The organism is Variovorax sp. Soil_C_39 (genome assembly GCF_057656815.1).
Map to the genome: position 1 here is coordinate 537,592 of NZ_JBDGJQ010000002.1, position 16,758 is coordinate 554,349.

15 protein-coding genes are annotated in these 16,758 nt (G+C 69.5%); 7 read left to right on the forward strand and 8 right to left on the reverse strand.

Annotated features, from left to right (window positions below; genetic code table 11):
- Nucleotides 1-12: 12 nt before the first annotated feature.
- The 6 genes from AC3A6J_RS06545 to AC3A6J_RS06570 all read right to left on the reverse strand — a co-directional run bounded on the left by AC3A6J_RS06545 (nucleotide 13) and on the right by AC3A6J_RS06570 (nucleotide 8,877).
- Nucleotides 13-729: a DUF3540 domain-containing protein gene (locus AC3A6J_RS06545; protein ID WP_487859095.1), complete on the reverse strand. Its 717-nt coding sequence runs from the start codon at nucleotides 727-729 to the stop codon at nucleotides 13-15.
- A complete protein-coding gene (locus AC3A6J_RS06550) occupies nucleotides 726-1,877 on the reverse strand; it encodes a pentapeptide repeat-containing protein (protein ID WP_487859096.1) in 1,152 nt (383 codons plus the stop codon). The genes AC3A6J_RS06545 and AC3A6J_RS06550 overlap by 4 nt, the downstream gene beginning before the upstream one ends.
- The gene (locus AC3A6J_RS06555) at nucleotides 1,874-4,540 is read right to left on the reverse strand and encodes a DUF2169 family type VI secretion system accessory protein (protein WP_487859097.1); all 2,667 of its coding nucleotides are present in this window, start codon (nucleotides 4,538-4,540) and stop codon (nucleotides 1,874-1,876) included. The genes AC3A6J_RS06550 and AC3A6J_RS06555 overlap by 4 nt, the downstream gene beginning before the upstream one ends.
- The gene (locus AC3A6J_RS06560; protein WP_487859098.1) at nucleotides 4,537-4,974 is read right to left on the reverse strand and encodes a hypothetical protein; all 438 of its coding nucleotides are present in this window, start codon (nucleotides 4,972-4,974) and stop codon (nucleotides 4,537-4,539) included. The genes AC3A6J_RS06555 and AC3A6J_RS06560 overlap by 4 nt, the downstream gene beginning before the upstream one ends.
- 24 nt (nucleotides 4,975-4,998) lie before the next feature.
- On the reverse strand, nucleotides 4,999-7,341 hold the full coding sequence (locus tag AC3A6J_RS06565) for a type VI secretion system Vgr family protein (protein ID WP_487859099.1): 2,343 nt from the start codon (nucleotides 7,339-7,341) through the stop codon (nucleotides 4,999-5,001).
- A 396-nt stretch (nucleotides 7,342-7,737) separates the two neighbouring features.
- The gene (locus AC3A6J_RS06570; RefSeq protein ID WP_487859100.1) at nucleotides 7,738-8,877 is read right to left on the reverse strand and encodes an iron-containing alcohol dehydrogenase; all 1,140 of its coding nucleotides are present in this window, start codon (nucleotides 8,875-8,877) and stop codon (nucleotides 7,738-7,740) included.
- Nucleotides 8,878-8,944: 67 nt separating this feature from the next.
- Here AC3A6J_RS06570 and AC3A6J_RS06575 point away from each other — a divergent pair, with 67 nt between their 5' ends.
- Nucleotides 8,945-9,919: an alpha/beta hydrolase gene (locus AC3A6J_RS06575; RefSeq protein WP_487859101.1), complete on the forward strand. Its 975-nt coding sequence runs from the start codon at nucleotides 8,945-8,947 to the stop codon at nucleotides 9,917-9,919.
- Nucleotides 9,916-10,800 carry a YbgC/FadM family acyl-CoA thioesterase gene (locus AC3A6J_RS06580; RefSeq protein ID WP_487859102.1) on the forward strand — a complete coding sequence of 295 codons (885 nt, stop codon included), beginning with the start codon at nucleotides 9,916-9,918 and terminating at the stop codon, nucleotides 10,798-10,800. The genes AC3A6J_RS06575 and AC3A6J_RS06580 overlap by 4 nt, the downstream gene beginning before the upstream one ends.
- A 6-nt stretch (nucleotides 10,801-10,806) precedes the next feature.
- Here the strand turns inward: AC3A6J_RS06580 and AC3A6J_RS06585 are convergent, their stop codons facing one another.
- On the reverse strand, nucleotides 10,807-11,658 hold the full coding sequence (locus AC3A6J_RS06585) for a hypothetical protein (protein WP_487859103.1): 852 nt from the start codon (nucleotides 11,656-11,658) through the stop codon (nucleotides 10,807-10,809).
- Between the two features lie 152 nt (nucleotides 11,659-11,810).
- A complete protein-coding gene (ygfZ, locus tag AC3A6J_RS06590; RefSeq protein WP_487859104.1) occupies nucleotides 11,811-12,737 on the reverse strand; it encodes a CAF17-like 4Fe-4S cluster assembly/insertion protein YgfZ in 927 nt (308 codons plus the stop codon).
- Nucleotides 12,738-12,868: 131 nt separating this feature from the next.
- Between ygfZ and mltG the strand changes: the two genes are divergently transcribed.
- The 5 genes from mltG to AC3A6J_RS06615 form a co-directional block, all read left to right on the forward strand.
- Nucleotides 12,869-13,906 carry an endolytic transglycosylase MltG gene (gene mltG, locus AC3A6J_RS06595; RefSeq protein WP_487859105.1) on the forward strand — a complete coding sequence of 346 codons (1,038 nt, stop codon included), beginning with the start codon at nucleotides 12,869-12,871 and terminating at the stop codon, nucleotides 13,904-13,906.
- Nucleotides 13,903-14,574, forward strand: a complete 672-nt coding sequence (gene tmk / locus AC3A6J_RS06600) for a dTMP kinase (protein WP_487859106.1) — start codon at nucleotides 13,903-13,905, stop codon at nucleotides 14,572-14,574. Before mltG ends, tmk begins: the two co-directional genes overlap by 4 nt.
- A gap of 73 nt (nucleotides 14,575-14,647) precedes the next feature.
- Nucleotides 14,648-15,670, forward strand: a complete 1,023-nt coding sequence (locus AC3A6J_RS06605) for a DNA polymerase III subunit delta' (protein WP_487859107.1) — start codon at nucleotides 14,648-14,650, stop codon at nucleotides 15,668-15,670.
- Nucleotides 15,667-16,062, forward strand: coding sequence for a PilZ domain-containing protein (locus AC3A6J_RS06610; protein ID WP_487859108.1), 396 nt, complete (start codon nucleotides 15,667-15,669; stop codon nucleotides 16,060-16,062). Before AC3A6J_RS06605 ends, AC3A6J_RS06610 begins: the two co-directional genes overlap by 4 nt.
- Before the next feature lie 126 nt (nucleotides 16,063-16,188).
- On the forward strand, nucleotides 16,189-16,758 hold a 570-nt coding region (locus tag AC3A6J_RS06615; protein ID WP_487859109.1), incomplete at its 3' end, for a TatD family hydrolase.

The window sequence follows — 16,758 nt, forward strand, 5'->3', positions numbered from 1 at the left end:
TGCGGGGCGGGTTCAGCCCATGTGGATCTGCTCGGCGTCGACCTTGACCAGCGCCTTGCTGCTGACCAGGGTGTTCTTCGCGTGCAGGCGCATCGTCTCCGTCGCCTGCATGTCGATCTGGCCTGCGCGCACCTGTTCGACCTCTTCGGTCAGGCGGAAGCTGGAGCGCGTGAGCACGCTCAGCCGGTCGAGCACCGTCTCGAGCGTGCGGCCGACGAAGCGTGCGACCAGCGTCGTTACGCGGACCTCGGCGCCGCGATAGTCCAGGTCGGTCAGTTCGACCTGCGCCTTCCGTGCCTGCAGGTTGAACTCGGTCGCGCGAAGGTCGAGCTGCGTGTCGGCCTGCAGCGCGATACCGCCGCTGCGTGCGTGCAGCGTCAGATCGCCGTTCACCACGAGCTGCGAGCGGCCCGGATCGGCCTGGGCGACGACCGCGATCAGGTAGAGCTGCTCGCGCTCCGGCCCCGCTACGAGCACGGTGTCGCCGATGGCCGGCTGCAGCAGGCAGCTCGCGGCGCGGGTGCAGCGCCAGCGCTCGCCGCCCGCCTGCGCGGCGACGCGATAGCCGTCGCTGCCGAGCGCCTCGACGACGGTGCCGAGGGCGCTGCCGTTCCAGGCGGTCGATGCCGCCGCCGGCAGCGGCCGGCGCAGCAGCACGTGCATCTCGTCGGGCATGGCCTCGGCGGGCGCCGGGTCGGCTTCGGGCTGCCGAGCGGTGCGTTGGTTCATGGCATGGTCTCCTCGGAAGGGCCGGAAGGGCCGGAAGGATCGGCGCCAGGCGGCAGCGGACGCCCGAAGGTGTCGCGGCCTGCGCGCTGCGGGCGCAGCCGCCGTGCCGCCGAGAAGCGCTCGGCCTCGAACAGCGCGGGGTCGCTGTCGAGCACGCCGAGGCGGTCGCTCCATCGCGTGCCGGCCTGCAGCGCACGATGGGTCTGGGTGCGCTGGAACATTGCGCCGCGCATGTCGGCGTCGCTGAGGTCGGCATAGGCGAAGTCGGCATACACCAGATGGCTGCGCGCGAACGAGGTCCGCCGGCAGTGCGCGCGGTGGAACACGCATTGCGTGAGCTGCGCATCCGACAGGTCGGCGTCGTCGAGCAGGGCATCGACCCAGAGGCTCTGATCGAACCGCGCGCCGCGCGCGTCGGCATGCCGCAGGTCGGCCTCGGGAAAGAGGCACTGCGGTGCCTCGACGCCGGTGAGCACCGCGCGCGCCAGCTTCGCGCCCTTGAAGTTGCATTGGCTCAACTGCGCCCGATCGAAGTTGCAGCCGCGCAGGTCGGCATCGATGAACTGGCACAGGTGGAACGATTGTCCCGAGAAATCCTGCCCCGCGAGGTCGGCCTCGCTGAAGATGACGTTGTGGAAGCTGGCGCCCGCGAAGTGCGCGCCGCGCAGTTCGGCGCGGTAGTACACGGTGGTGTTCAGCGCCACCTCTGTGAAGCGGGTCTCCGCGAGATTCGATTCGCCGAACACCGCCTTGGTCAGGTCCGCGCGCTGGAAGTCTGCTGCCTGGAGCTGGCTCTGGTGGAAGGTGGCGAGCCCGGCCGCGGCCTCGGCGAAATCGGCTTCGCGCAGGTCGCAGCCGCTGAAGGTGGTCCGGCCCATCGCGGCGCCGCGCAGGCGCGCGCCGGACAATGCGCACTGGTGGAAGGCCGCGCGCTGCAGGTCGGCGCCGTCGAGCACCGCGGCCTCGAACCGGCAGGCGTCGAAAGCCGACTCCCCGAGGCGCGCGCCGCGCAGGCTGGCCCCCGAAAAGTCGCATTCGCGCAGCGCGCCCCCGCGCAGGTCGAGGCCGTCGAAGTTCATGCCCTTGAAGTCCTGCCCCTGGATGTGTTCGCCGGTGCGGAGTTTCTGCGCAAGAGTCTCCGGCGTCATTGCACCGGATCCGCCGCGCGGCGTGGGAGGGTCTTGGACTGCTCGAGGTAGGCGCCGCGGGTTTCGGTCACCGTGTCGATCACCGACTGGGACACGTCGGCGCGGAACAGGTTGGCGTCGCGCAGATCGGTGCCGACGAAGCGGGATTTCTGCAGATGCGCATTCATGAGGTTGGCGCCAGAGAGCGAGGCGTGCGTGAAGTCGGCGCGGATGAAAAGGCTGTCGGGCGCGTCGATGGCGCTCAGGTCGGCGCCGACCAGCGCGCACGACGAGAGATCGCAGGTGTCGAGCGTGGCGGCGACGAAGCGCGCGCCATCGAGCGGCATCTCGCGCAGGCTGCAGTGCAGCAGCGTGGCACCCTCGAAGTCGGCATTGCGCAGGCTGCTGGTGCCGACGAAGCAGCTGGTGCGCAGCGTGGCGCCGCGAAACACCACGCCGGTGTCGCCCGGCGTGTGGGCCCAGGCGCAGGCTTCGAGCGAAGCGCCCGAAAAATCGAGGTGCTCGACGTGGCACGAGATGAGCCCGAACTTGTGCAGCCGCGCCTCGCGAAAACTGCAGTCGACGAGCCGGCTGCCTTCGAGCAGCGTGACGTAGTCGAGCTGCGCGGCGTCGAAGCGGCAGCCTTCGAAATGCATGCCGAAGAGGTTCAGGTGCGCGAGCCGCGCGCCGCTGAAGTCGCAGTGGTCGAAGCGGGTCTTCTCGATCGTGGTCTCGTGCAGCGCCGCGCCGGTGAACGAGGTGTGCGCGCAGTGCGCGAGGCTCAGGTTGGCCTGGTGCAGCACGCAGCCGGCCAGCGACGCGCGCGACAGGTCGGCGCGCACCAGCACGGCTTCGGTCGCATCGGCGCCGTCGAGCTGCGCGCCCACGAGCCTGGCGCTTTCGAGCAGGGTGCGGCGCAGCACCGCGCCGCGCAGGTCCATGCCCGAGAGGTCGGCGCCGGTCAGGTCCATGCCGGAGAGGTCGCGCGTGGTGGCCATGATGTCGCGCACACGCTCGCGCACCTCGGCGGCGCGCTCGCCGTCCAGCGCATCGGCCGCGGTCTGGTGCTGCGCGCCGAGCCGGTACATGTCGATCAGTCCGCGCCGCCCGCGTTCGGCCGCCTGCGCGAGTTCGTGCTGCTGCTCGGGCGGCATCTGCGCGCTGCGCGTGGCGGGCGCGATGCCGAGCATGCCCTTCATCACGCTCTTCGCGTCGAATGCCGGCGGACCCTTGACCTGGGTGCGGCCGGCGTTCTCGACCATCTCGCCGGTGTCGAAGCCGACCTTGCGCGACTGCACCGCATTGGCCTTGCCGTGCTCGGCGAGTTCGCGTCGGGCCTCTTCGAGCCTGGTCGTCTGTTCGCGCTCGTAGGCCTTGGCCTGCGCCATGAATTCGGGCAGCTCGCTCAGCGTGGGCATGCGGGTGAAGGGCTCGGGCACCGGGCGCTCCCTGAAGTGGCGCGCCTTGTGGCCCGCGGCCATGCCCTGCCGTGCGATGTCTTCGCGAAGCAGGCGGGCGCGCTCCTGCATGTTGCGCATGAGCGGCGATTCTTCTTCGTCCTGCTCGGTGCGGTCGATCCACGGACCGATGCATTCGGCCGGCAGCAGCTCCTCGTCGCGGAAGGTGTAGAGCGCGCCCGTCTCGGGATTGCTGCGCCGCTGCAGGGTTTCGAGGTAGTGCGCGAGCGGGCGGGGCGGCTCGGCGGCCTGTTCGATGGCCGGCATGACGTGCGTGACGTCGGCGGCGTCGTCTTCCGCGATGTCGGTCTCGCCATGGAAGATCAGCGCGATCTGCTCGCGGTGCGGAAAGAACCAGGCGGTGGTGAGCCGCAGGTCGATCTCCTCGAAGCGCTCGGGCTCTGCACTTGCGCCCGCGCCGGTCCGGCGCGCGATGAAGCCGCGGGCGCGCCAGTCGGGCAGCCGCCCGCGCTGCACGGGCTCGGCGGGATGCATGTTGAGGATCTGGTAGGGCGTGCCGCCGGCGATGCGGTCGTCCTGCGGCCAGCGCTGCGCGGGCGCGGCGGCGTTGAAGAGCCGCCAGTCCATGTCTTCGGCAAAGCCGGGGAAGAGGTTCTCACGCCAGTGCGTGCCGTAGTCGCTGCCGATCAGGCGCATGCGTGCGGGCCAGCTCACGTCGATGGCGCCGGGGCAGGCCGGTTCGACGGCGCGTCCGGGGTGGTCGATGCGGCGGTTCGGATGCTCCACGTTGGGCAGCCGCTGCACCTGCAGGCCCTGGACGAGTTCGGGTTGGTGCCCGATGCCCAACGGATTGTCGGCACAGGCGGGACCGCCGAAGGCGCGCGTCCAGTCCAGCCGCATCGATTCGAAGGGCTGCGGCGCGCTCGCGCGGCCGTCGATCCAGTAGCGGTCGCCGAAGACCACGAACTGCCGCACCAGCGCGCCCACCTGGAGTTCGACCGCGCAGGCGGTCTTCTCGGCCTGGTGGTGCGTATAGGCATGGCCCGTGGCGAGGAACTCGGCGCAGGGCTTGGGCATGCCGAGATCGATGGCGCCGGTCGGGCCGAGCTCCTCGGAGACCGTCTTCCAGAACTCGGTCTCGGGCAGCAGCACGGGCTTTTCGTCCATCGAGATCATGCCCATCACGGTGAGCGCCAGGCGCTGCCGGCCCGAGCGCAGGAAAGGCCGCGTGATCACGCTCAGCCGCAGGGGTTTGACGCTTTTCACGCGGAGGCGCGGGGAATCTCGAGCGGCGTGCGCGAGCGGTCGATGGCGAGGATCGAGGCGTCGTTCGGGTCGCGCAGCAGGTGCACCGGCTTGCCGGGCACCGCGAACTGCGGCAGCAGGCTCTCGTCGATCAGCGTGCGCACGACGGCGGGCCGTTCGGCCCAGGCCGCATCGTTGTCGACCAGCCGCAACGCCAGCTCGACGGCACACACCTTCTGCCCCTGCGTGCCGCCGCGGGTCAGCTCGTTCTCGGAACGCTTGAGCGACTCGACCACGGCCTCGGCGGGCACGCCGGTCTGCGCCAGGCGCTCCCAGGTCTTTGCCTCGGCCGAATAGATGCGGTTCTCGTGTGTGGCCACGATCACCACCGAGGCCGCCACCGCGAGCATCGATCCCATCAGCACCGCGAAGACGATCCAGAGAATGATTTCCATCGTTGCCGATTCGCTCCAGGCCTCTCAGGCCACCAAGGTCAGGACCTTGAACTTCGCCGCCAGGCCGCCGGTAGCGATGAGCATGCCCTTGTTCGCGATCGAAAGCCCCCTGGCGGTGACCTCGAGCGGCTCGTTCTTGAGCGAGAACAGCGCGACATCGATCTTGACCGTGGCGATCTGCGCGTTGAGCGCCGCGTAGTACTGCAGCCGCGCGCCCCACACGTCGAGCGACATGCCGACCAGGCTCAACCGGAAGCCCACGCCACCCATGCGATGGAGCCGCCAGTCGCCGCTGGTCGCATAGTTGTTGTTGTAGACAGTCGAGTTGTTGGTGTAGTTGTTCGTCGTGTTGTTGTAGGTGCTCGACGTGGTGTTGTAGACGTTGGTGTTGATGACGTGCTGCGTCGTGTTGTGGATGTGGTTCGTGGTGTTGAAGATCACGTCGGGCGAGGTGTGCACCGTGGGCCCGGTCACCACCGTGTTCGACGGGCCGTTGACGGTCACGTTGTTGATCGTGTTGACCGTGTCGTTGCGCCCGCCGCTCACGAAGCGGATTTCCTGGCCGTCGATGGTGCCGTTGAAGCCGCCCGAGATCGCCAGGTTCACGCCGCCGCTGATGGTGTCGTTCAGGCCGCCGCTGAGGGTGCGCGTCTTGCCGCCCGTGATGCTCTGCGTGACGCCGCCGCTCACCGTCTCGCTGAAGCCGCCGGTCACGTCGCGGGTGTCGCCGCCGGTGATGGTCTCCTTGGCGCCGGCCGTGATGTCGCGCGTTTCGCCGCTCAGGTAGGTGGACGACTCGTGGCCCTCGATGCGCGTGGTGCGCGTGCCGCCGGTGGTGTGCGTCTCGTCGGCCTCGACCTCGACGTCGAGGTTGCGCTCGGCATGCAGCAGGATCTGCTCGGCGCCCGTGCGGTCCTCGAAACGCAGCATGTTGGCCTGGTTGGCCGCGCCGCCGCTGCTGGAGCGCGTGAGGATGCCGCTGGCCGTGGCGTTGGCGGGCAGTTCCCAGGGCGGCATCTGGTCGTTGTTGTAGACGCGGCCGGTGATGATCGGCCGGTCGGGCTCGCCGCCGATGAAATCGACGATCACTTCCTGGCCCACGCGCGGCATGTGCATGGTGCCGAAGTTGGCGCCGGCCCAGCTGCTCGACACCCGCACCCAGCACGAGCTGTTCTCGTCGGCCTGGCCGTAGCGGTCCCAGCGGAACTGCAGCTTCACGCGGCCGAAGCGGTCGGTCCAGATCTCTTCGGGGCCGACGACGGTGGCGGTCTGGGGGCCGTTGGTGCGCGGCTTCGGTGTCTTGCGCGCGGGGCGAAAGGGCACGCTCGACGGCAGCACGGTGAAGTCGAACTGGCAGATCGACTCGGTGGTCCCGGTGGAATAGTCGGGTTCCTGCAGGTCGTAGCGCGTCTCGGTGACGAGGTATTCGCGGTTGTCCGATTCGCGCGGGCAGTGCGTCATCTCGAACAGGTAGCCCGGTGCCATGCCGACCACGTTGGTGTGGCCCGCGGCGAGTTCGTGCGCGCCCTGCAGCTCCTGCAACCGGATCTTGGCGTAGGTGTCGCCCTGCTGGTGTTCGCTGTAGCCGCCGAGCCATTCATAGACTTCGTAGCTCGAATGGTCGTGGCCCTTCGGGTCCTGGCGCACGCTCTGCAGCGAGGCGCGCGATTTCCTGAAATCGAAGTCGTCGAGCATCACCCGGCCCGCGGTGATCTGCTCGGCGACACGCCACTTGTCGATGCATGGTTCCATCGCATGCAGCACGCGGTCACGCGAGCGGTAGGCGATGCGCGGGTAGGCCGGCAGCTTGCCGTAGCTGCCGGTGTCGTCGGCCAGCACCAGCATGTGGGTGTTGCGCGAATGCTCGAAGTGGTAGGCGATGCCTTCGTGCTCCATGAGCCGGCTCACGAACGCGAAATCGCTCTCCTGGTACTGCACGCAATATTCCCACGGGCGGTAGCTGCCCGTGAGGCGCTTCTCGAACTCGAAGCCGTACTTGCCGAGCACCTCGTCGAGCACCTCGGGCACGCTCCTGTTCTGAAAGATGCGGCAGTCGGTGGTGCGCGTGAGGAACCAGAGCCACGGCTGCACCAGCGCGCGGTACACGTAGTGGCGGCCGGTTTCGTTGGCACGGCCCACGAGCTCGAAGCGCACCACGATGCCGTTGAGGTGGCGCGGCGTGGCGCCATCGGTGATCTCGAGGGTGAGCGAGGTGCCGAGCAGCTTCTTCAAATCGAGGTTGAAGCTGGGGCTGACCATGTCGACCTCGAACTCGAACAGCTGCGAGAGGCCTTCCCGTCCCCGCATCGCGCGGAACCTGAGCTGCTCGGCGGTCAGTGCGGTGTGGACCTGGACGGTACGCGTCATTCGGATTTCCCTGGCTACCTGGGGCTGCTGCGGTTGCAGGCCTTCGGAAACAGTCTAGGAAATGCTTATGTCATGTGGATGACGTGCGGGCTTTGGTGATGGCTGTCGTTCAGGGCGGGTGCCCAGGGTACCGGGTACTCCCCTCCGCGAATGTCCCCCGCCTTCGGCTCCTCCTTTATTTCGCTGCGGGGAGCACCCGGTACCCTGGGCACAGGGCACGCTCGTTGTGCATCGCTGATCAACCCCCGCTCCGTGCAACGATCACGCCGATGGGGTGCCTTGCGCAGCGAAATAAAGGAGGAGGGCGAAGCCCGGGGGACATTCGCGGAGCAAGGTACCCCGTCGGCGTGGTCGCCGCCCTGAACAGCCGCCCCGAACAGCGCAGCTACAAAACGCTTACATCGACGCTTCGAGCATCGCCGTGTAGTCGTCGCGCGACGCGAGCCGCGGATTGGTCTTGTGGCAGTGGTCGGCCATGGCGCCGTCGATGATCTTCTCGAACATCGCGGGCGTCACGCCCACTTCGGCCAGGCCCTTGGGCATGCCCAGGCGCGCGTTCATGTCGCGGATCGCCTCGGCCAGGTCGCCGGCCGAATCGAGGTGCATGGCCTGCGCCATGCGCTGCAAGCGCTGCTCTTTCTGGACCGACTCGGCCCCCGCGTTGAAGCGGATCACCGCGGGCAGGAAGAGGGCGTTGAGCGTGCCGTGGTGCAACCGCGGGTCGACGCCACCCAGGCTGTGGCTCAGCGAGTGCACGCAGCCCAGGCCCTTCTGGAACGCCATGGCGCCCTGCATCGACGCGCTCATGAGGTTGAGGCGTGCCTCGCGGTCGCTGCCGTGGTTGGTGGCGCGCTCGATGTGGCCCCAGGCGCGCTCCAGGCCGTCGAGCGCGATGCCGTCGGCCGGCGGGTTGAAGGCCGCCGACATGAAGGTTTCCATGCAGTGCGCGATCGCGTCCATGCCGGTGGCGGCCGTGAGCCGGGGCGGCAGGCCGAGCGTGAGCTCGGGGTCGCAGATTGCGGCCTTGGGCATCAGGAACCAGCTGTGGAAGCCGAGCTTGCGGTGGTCGTCCACGATGACGATCGCGCCGCGCGCCACTTCGCTGCCGGTGCCGCTGGTGGTGGGCACCGCGACGATCGGCACCACGCGCTCGGTGATCTTCGGTGAGCCGCCTTCGATGGTGGCGTAGGTCTTGAGCGGGCCGTCGTGCGTGGCCGCGATCGCCACGCCCTTGGCGCAGTCGATCGCCGAGCCGCCGCCAACGGCGATGAGCCCGTCGCAGCGCGCGCTGCGGTACATCTCGACCGCAGCGCGCACCGCGGCCTCGGTGGGGTTGGAGGGCGTCTGGTCGAACACGGCGACGTCTTCAATGTCGGTGAGGGCGTCGAGCGCCTTCTGCAGCACGCCGGCCGCGCGCACACCGGCGTCGGTGACGATCAGCGGGCGCTGGATGCCGATGCGGGCGCACTCGCTGGCGAGCAGCTTGATCGCGCCGAATTCGAACTGGATCTGGGTGAGGTATTGGATCAGGGCCATGGGCGTGAGTGCGTGGGGCAGTACGATTGCCGACCATCGAATCTATCAAGAGCAGCCAGTCTTGCACATGAACAAAACCCTTGGCGCTGTCGCGTCGGGCACATCGCTGACCGCCAAGATGGCCAGCGTCGTCGAACGCATGGCGCGTGCCGGCCACCCGAGCCTGGACCAGCTCGCCCCCGACGAGGCCAAAGCCGCCTACGAGAAAGGCGCCGGCGTGCTCGAGGTGCCCAAGCCCGAGCTGGCGCGCATCGAGGATTTCGCGATTGCCGCGCGCGACAGCGCCGAACTGCCGGCGCGGCTCTATGCACCTTCAATGCCGTCGGCGCAGAAGCTCCCGGCGCTGGTGTACTTTCACGGCGGCGGCTTCACCGTGGGCAGCATCCGCACGCACGACACGCTGTGCCGCGTGCTGAGCGTGAAGAGCGGCTGCGCGGTGGTGTCGGTCGACTACCGGCTCGCGCCCGCGCACAAGTTTCCGACCGCCTCGAACGATGCCTGGGACGCCTTCGCGTTCGTGGCGAAGGAGGGCGCGCGGCTCGGCCTCGACACCGGCCGCCTCGCCGTGGGCGGCGACAGTGCAGGCGGCACGCTGGCGGCGGTGTGCGCCATCCTCGCGCGCGACGCGGGGCTGCCGCTCGCGCTGCAGATGCTGATCTACCCGGGCACCACGGCGCACCAGGACACCGACTCGCACCGGCGCTTCGCCGACGGGCCGCTCTTGACCAAGGCCATGATCGATTACTTCTTCGGCCAGTACGTGAACACACCGGCCGAGCGCGACGACTGGCGCTTCGCACCGCTGCTGGCCGACGACGTCGACGGCGTGGCGCCGGCCTGGATCGGGCTGGCCGAATGCGATCCGGTGGTGGACGAAGGCATCGCCTATGCCGACAAGCTGCGTGCGGCCGGCGTGCCGGTCGACCTCGAGATCTACCGCGGCGTCATCCACGAATTTCTTAAGATGGGGCGTGCCATTCCCGAGGCACTGCAGGCGCAGGACGATGCCGCGCGCGCACTCCGAGAAGCATTGAAACCATGACCGAGACAACAACGACCCTTCCCCAGCGAAAAGACTTCCGCTTCTTCCATCGGCTGCGCGTGCGCTGGGCCGAGGTCGACATGCAGAAGATCGTATTCAACGCGCACTACCTGATGTATTTCGACACCGCCGTCGCCGACTACTGGCGCGCGCTCGCGCTGCCGTACGAGGAGGCCATGCAGGCGCTGGGCGGCGACCTGTACGTGCGCCGCGCGACGATCGACTTCCGCGCCTCGGCGCGCATGGACGACGTGATCGACGTGGGCATGAAATGCGCGCGTGTCGGCAATTCGTCGATGGTGTTCGAGGGCGCGCTGTTCCGCCAGGACCAGTACCTGGTCGGCTGCGAACTGGTCTACGTGTTCGCCGATCCGGCCACGCAGACCTCGAAGCCGGTGCCCGCGGCGCTGCGTGAGACGCTGCTGGGCTTCGAGGCCGGCGAGCCGATGTGCACGGTGGAGACCGGCGACTGGAAGACGCTCGGCGAAGGTGCGGGCGCGCTGCGCCGCGCGGTCTTCATCGAGGAACAGAACATCCCCAAGGAGCTCGAGTGGGACGCGCACGATGAAGTGGTGCTGCATGCGGTGGTGCGCAACCGGCTCGGCCAGGTGATCGCCACCGGCCGCCTGCTCGACGCCGTCGACGGCACCGCGATGCTCGGCCGCATGGCGGTGCACCGCACGCTGCGCAGCGGCGGCCATGGCGCGTCCGTCATGCAGGCGCTCGAGGACGCCGCCCGCGCGCGGGGCGACCGCGAGATCGGCCTGCATGCGCAGCGCCGCGCCGAGCGCTTCTATGCGCGGCGGGGCTACCAGGTGCATGGCGAGCCCTTCGAGGAAGCCGGCATCCCGCACATCGAGATGCGGCGGGCGCTGAACTGAGAAGTCTCAGTACCGCGGCGGCGGATCGGGCACGTAGCCCGTGTCCGACCTAGGGAAGGCCGACGGACCTTCTGGGCGCGGCCAGCGCGGCGGCGGCACGGGGATGATGCCGGCCGCCACCAGGTTTTCGCGGCTGTCGTAGCGGATGCGCACCATCTCGTTGGGCGACGGACCTGCGCGCTCGAAGGTGGTGTGGCCCACGTGCGAGGCCTCGCGCCGGCCGTGCCCCGTGCCGAGGCTGGGAGCAGGTGCCGCCTGCCGCGCGAGGCCGCCCTTGGCCGAGGCGCCCGGCATTGCGGCTTCCGCCGCGCTGTCGGCAGCGCGGGCCTGCGGCACGACGGGCTCGTCCGGCACAGGCGGATGCGGCACGCGCTCGCGGAACATCGCCACGCCGATCACGCCCACGTCGTCGGGCCGGCCGGTGCGGCTCGCGTACGACGCACCGACCGAGGTGAACTCGAAGGCCGCGATCTGCGAGTCGCTCTTGCGCCAGCCCGCGATGTCGCTGCGTTTGCCGCCCGAAAAGACGTAGCCGTTCTGCAGCACGCCCGCGGTTTCGCCGGTGACGATGTTGATGCCGTCCACCGACATCACGGCCATGATGCGTTCGCCGCCTGGATGGCGCACGCGGATCGCATAGCGCGCGCCGGGCCGGCCGGCGACCCAGTGGTCGCCCCGGTGGCGGTACAGCGGAAGTTCGCGGCCGCTGGCGCGGTCGATCACGCTGACCTGCATCAGCGCGCCCAGGCGGTGGGCAACCGGTGGCGCCGGGTACGGCCACAGGGGGCTTTCGGCCGAGGCGGCAAGCGGGGCCATGGCAATGGCGAGGGCGATCGGAAGCAGGCGTCTGCGTTTCATGGTGGATTTCCTTGGGCCGTAGTGGATCGGTCCGGCTTCTACGGGCCGGGGATCGAGACGGGGTCAAGGCGCAGGCAAAAAAAATGGCGCTGCCTTGTCGGGGCAGCGCCAGCCATCGCATCGCGCAAGGATGCGCGGGAACATTCCTGAAGTTAGATGTCTTCGAGCAGCGGGTAGGGCAGCGGTTCGACCGTGAGTGCCGGCCCGTCGGCACCGCCCGCGCGGAGGCCGCCGGCCTCGAGTGCCGAGATCTGGACCGACACCAGCGCCGCCCAGCCGCCGGCGGGCGCCTCGGCGGCCTGCACGACGGTGCCGACGGGCTGTTCGGCGTCGCCTGCGGCGAACACTTCCTGGCCCGCGCCGAGCGGCGCATCAGCCCGCACGATGTAGGTGCGGCGCTTGAGCGTGCCGCGAAACTGGCTGCGCGCTACCACCTCCTGGCCCGGGTAGCAGCCCTTCTTGAAATTGACGCCCCCGACCGATTCGTAATTGATCATCTGCGGCACGAAGGCCTCGACCACCGGCGTGGTCAGGGTCGCGATGCCGCTCCGAACCTCGCTCCAGAGCCAGAGCGCGGCGTCCAGCGGCGCACCGGTGGGCGCGGGGCTGTCCACCGGCGCGATCCAGAGCGCGCGCGGCACGCCGTCGGCCGGGTAGAGCGAGACCGCGCTCGCATCCTCGCCCACCGCGGAGCGTTGGCCGGGCAGGGCTGCAGCGTCGAGGCCGTTGGCCGCCAACGCGGTGCCCGCCACGCCGTAGAGCGCGAACTGCCCGGTGGCATCGCTGAGCTTGGCCTTGGCGCGCAGCACGTACATCGACAAGCGCTTGAGCGTGGCCGCCAGGATGTCCTGGCTGCAGACCAGCAGCACCAGGTCGGGCTGCGGCCGGATGCCGATGAAGCTTGCGATCGCGCGTCCCTTGGCCGTGCAGAGCGCCGCCAGGCGGGCCTCGGTGGGGCCGAGCAGCGCGAAGTCTTGCGTCAGCTGGCCGTGCAGGAAGCTCGCGGCATCGGGACCCTCGGCGCGGATCACGCCGAGGTGTGAAAGAGCGGTAACACCATTGAGAACGACAGGGGTCATCGCTGAATTATCATGGTCGCGGCCGTTTCGTCGCGCCTGCAGGGAATCCCGCCCCGGTTTCCGCAAGGCCACTGGCCATTGGTTCCGATCCGCTCGCCCATTCTTCCAACTCCCGCTACTGCAACGGACCCGTGCGCCGCTTCTTTCTCACGCTCTTCCTGCTGGCCGCATTCACCGTGCTCGGCCTTGGTGCCGCCGGCCTCTGGTGGGTGCACCAGCCGCTCAAGTTGTCCGCGCCCAGCCTCGACCTGTCGGTCGAACCCGGTACCACGCCGCGCGGCGTCGCGCAGGCCGTGGCCGATGCGGGCGCCGACGTGGAGCCGCAACTGCTCTACCTCTGGTTCCGTCTTTCGGGGCAAGACCGGCAGATCCGCGCCGGCAGCTACGAGCTGGCGCGCGGCATCACGCCCCAGACGCTGCTCAGCGTGCTGGTACGCGGCGAAGAGGCCACGCGGAGCGTGGTGCTCGTCGAAGGCTGGAACATCCGCCAGGTGCGCGCCGCGCTCGCCAAGGCCGAACAGCTCAAGCCCGAGACCGTCGGCCTGCCCGACGACGCACTGATGGCCCGGCTCGGCCGGCCCGGCGTGCATCCCGAGGGCCGCTTCTTTCCCGACACCTACACCTATTCGAAGGGCTCGACCGACATCGCGCTGCTGCAGCGCGCGATGCGGGCCATGGACAAGAAGCTCGAAGCCGCCTGGGCGGCGCGGGCGTCCGACCTGCCGCTGAAATCGCCCGATGACGCGCTGATTCTGGCCAGTATTGTCGAAAAGGAGACAGGCAAGGCCCAGGATCGCGCCGAGATCTCGGCCGTGTTCGCGAACCGGCTGCGCGTCGGGATGCCGCTGCAGACCGATCCGACGGTGATCTACGGCCTGGGCACCGCCTTCGACGGCAACCTGCGCAAGAAAGACCTGCAGGCCGACACGCCCTGGAACACCTACACCCGCGGCGGCCTGCCGCCGACGCCGATCGCGATGCCCGGCAAGGCCGCGCTGCTGGCCGCGGTGCAGCCGGCGTCGAGCAAGTCGCTCTACTTCGTCTCGCGCGGCGACGGCACCAGCCAGTTCAGCCATTCGCTCGACGAGCACAACCGCGCCGTCAACCGCTACCAGCGCGGGGGTGGTGGCAACAGTGTCGAACCCAAGCCGCCGAAGGCCCCCCAATGAGCCGCGGGGAAGGACTTTTTCTCACGCTCGAGGGCATCGATGGCGCCGGCAAGTCGAGCCACCTCGACGCCATCGAGGCGCGTTTCCGGGCCCAGGGTCGCGCGGTGGTGCGCACCCGCGAGCCGGGCGGCACGCCGCTGGCCGAAACGCTGAGGGGCCTGGTGCTCGAACAGCCGATGGACCCGCTGACCGAATCGCTGCTGGTGTTCGCTGCACGCCGCGACCACGTGGTGCGGGTGATCGTGCCGGCGCTCGCGCGCGGCGATGTGGTGCTGTGCGACCGCTTCACCGACGCCACTTTTGCCTACCAAGGCGCAGGGCGCGACTTCGACGCCGCCGTGCTCTCGACGCTCGAACAGTGGGTGCAGGGGGGCAGGGGAGCGGCAGGGCAGCTGCTGCAGCCGCACATCACGCTGTGGTTCGACCTCGCGCCCGAAATCGCGGCCGAGCGTCTCGCGGGCGCGCGGCTGCCCGACAAGTTCGAATCGCAGCCGGTCGAGTTCTTTCGCCGCGTGGCCGCCGGCTACGCGGCCCGCGCAGCCGCCGATGCGGCGCGCTTTGCCCGCATAGACGCCAGCCAGACCCGCGACCAGGTCTGGCAGCAGGTCGAGGCGTTGCTCGTGGCGCGCGGGGTGTTCGCGCCGGCATCGGTGGGGGTCGGGCGATGAGCGCTGCGCCGGGCCGCCCCAAGCAAGCTCGCTCCCGCTTGGCGGGAAGGCGCGCAGCGCCAAGGGTGCACCAATGAGCGCTCCCTCCGCACTGTCGCCCTGGCTGCGCCGGCCGCTCGCCGAGTTGCTGCGCCAGCGCGGCCATGCCTGGCTGCTGCAGGGCCCTTCGGGGCTGGGCCAGTACGAACTGGCGCTCGCGCTCGCGGCCGCCTGGCTTTGCGAACAGCCGGCGGAAGAGGGCGGCAGCGCCTGCGGCCATTGCCCGAGCTGCCATGCGATCGCGGTGCGCACGCATGCCGACCTCTGTGTGCTGATGCCGGAAGTTGCGATGCAGGAGCTGGGCTGGCCGCTCGACGAGAAGGCTCAGTCCGACATCGACGACAAGAAGCGCAAGCCGAGCCGCGAGATCCGCGTCGAGGCGATGCGCGAGGCCGTCGGCTTTGCCCAGCGCACCAGTGCGCGCGGCCGCGGCAAGGTGGTGCTGGTGTACCCGGCCGAGCGCATGAACAACATCACGGCCAACGCGCTGCTCAAGACGCTCGAGGAACCCGTCGGCGACGTGCGCTTCGTGCTCGCGAGCGAGGCGGCCTGGCAGTTGCTGCCCACCATCCGCAGCCGCTGCCTGGGCTTCACGATGCCGTGGCCCGCGACCGCCGAGGCCGAAGCCTGGCTCGCCGCGCGCGATGTGCCCGCCGCCGATGCCCCTGCGCTGCTCCGCGCGGCCGGCGGCCGGCCCAGCGACGCCCTGCGGCTCGCGCGCGCCGGACAGTCGCCCAAGGCCTGGTCGCTGCTGCCCAAGGCCATCGCACGCGGCGACGTGGCCGCGCTCGCCGACCAGGCGCCGGCCCAGGCGATCGGCGCACTGCAGAAGCTGTGCCACGACCTGATGGCGGTCGGCAGCGGCGCCGCGCCTCGGTTCTTCGAGGCTGTAGACCTGCCGCCCGCTGTGCCTTCGCACCTGGCGCTCGCGCGCTGGTCGAAGTCGCTCGCGAGCGCGGCGCGTACCGCCGAACACCCCTTCAACGCGGGGCTCATGCTCGAAGCGCTTGTGAGCGAAGCGCGAACCACCCTAAACTCTGCCGCTCGCCGCCCATGAACCAACCTGCCGCCCCCGCTGGACCCGCCGCACCTGCTGCTGCCGCGATGCCGCCCCGGCCGAGCGTGATCCAGCTCGCCATCAAGGAAAAGGGCGCGCTCTATGCGGCCTACATCCCGCTGTTTGCCGAGGGTGGGATCTTTATTCCGACCACGCGCGAATACCGGCTCGGCGACGACGTCTACGTGCTGCTGACGCTGCCCGAAGATCCGCAGCGCTATCCGGTGGCCGGCAAGGTCGCCTGGATCACGCCGCCGCGCGCCGCCGGCAACCGGGCGCCGGGCGTGGGCATCCGTTTTCCGTCCGACGAAAAGTCGCGCCAGCTCAAGGCCCGCATCGAAGCGGCGCTCGGCGGCTCGATGGCCTCCGACCGGCCGACCCAAACGATTTAGGCTCGCCCCCAGGCTGCGCGCACTTCGTGTCGCTTCTCCCTCCCCCTACCGGGGGCAATACCAGCGGCCCGGCCGAGCCGGTTCCGCGGTATTCCTGGCATTGGCCGTCTTGGCTTCCGATATTTCATGTTCACCGATTCCCACTGCCACCTCACTTTTCCCGAATTCGCGGACCAGATGCCGCAGATCCGTGCCGCCATGGCCGAAGCGCGGGTCGACCGCGCGCTGTGCATCTGCACCAAGCTCGAGGAATTCGACGACGTGCAGGCTCTCGCGGCGCGCTATGACAACTTCTGGGCCAGCGTGGGCGTGCACCCGGACAACGAGGACATCGCCGAGCCCACGGTAGACGATCTCGTGCGGCGCGCCGCCATGCCGCGCGTGGTGGCCATCGGCGAAACCGGGCTCGACTACTACCAGATGGACGCGCGCAAGGGCGGTCGCAGCATTGCCGACATGGAATGGCAGCGTGACCGCTTCCGCGTGCACATCCGGGCCGCGCAGCAGACGCGCATGCCGCTCGTGATCCACACGCGCGAGGCGTCGGTCGACACGCTCGCGATCCTCAAGGAGGAGGGCGAGGACGGCAGCGGCAGGGCGGCGGGCGGCGTGTTCCACTGCTTCACCGAGACGGCCGAGGTCGCTCGCGCGGCACTCGATCTGGGGTTCTACATTTCGTTCTCGGGCATCCTGACC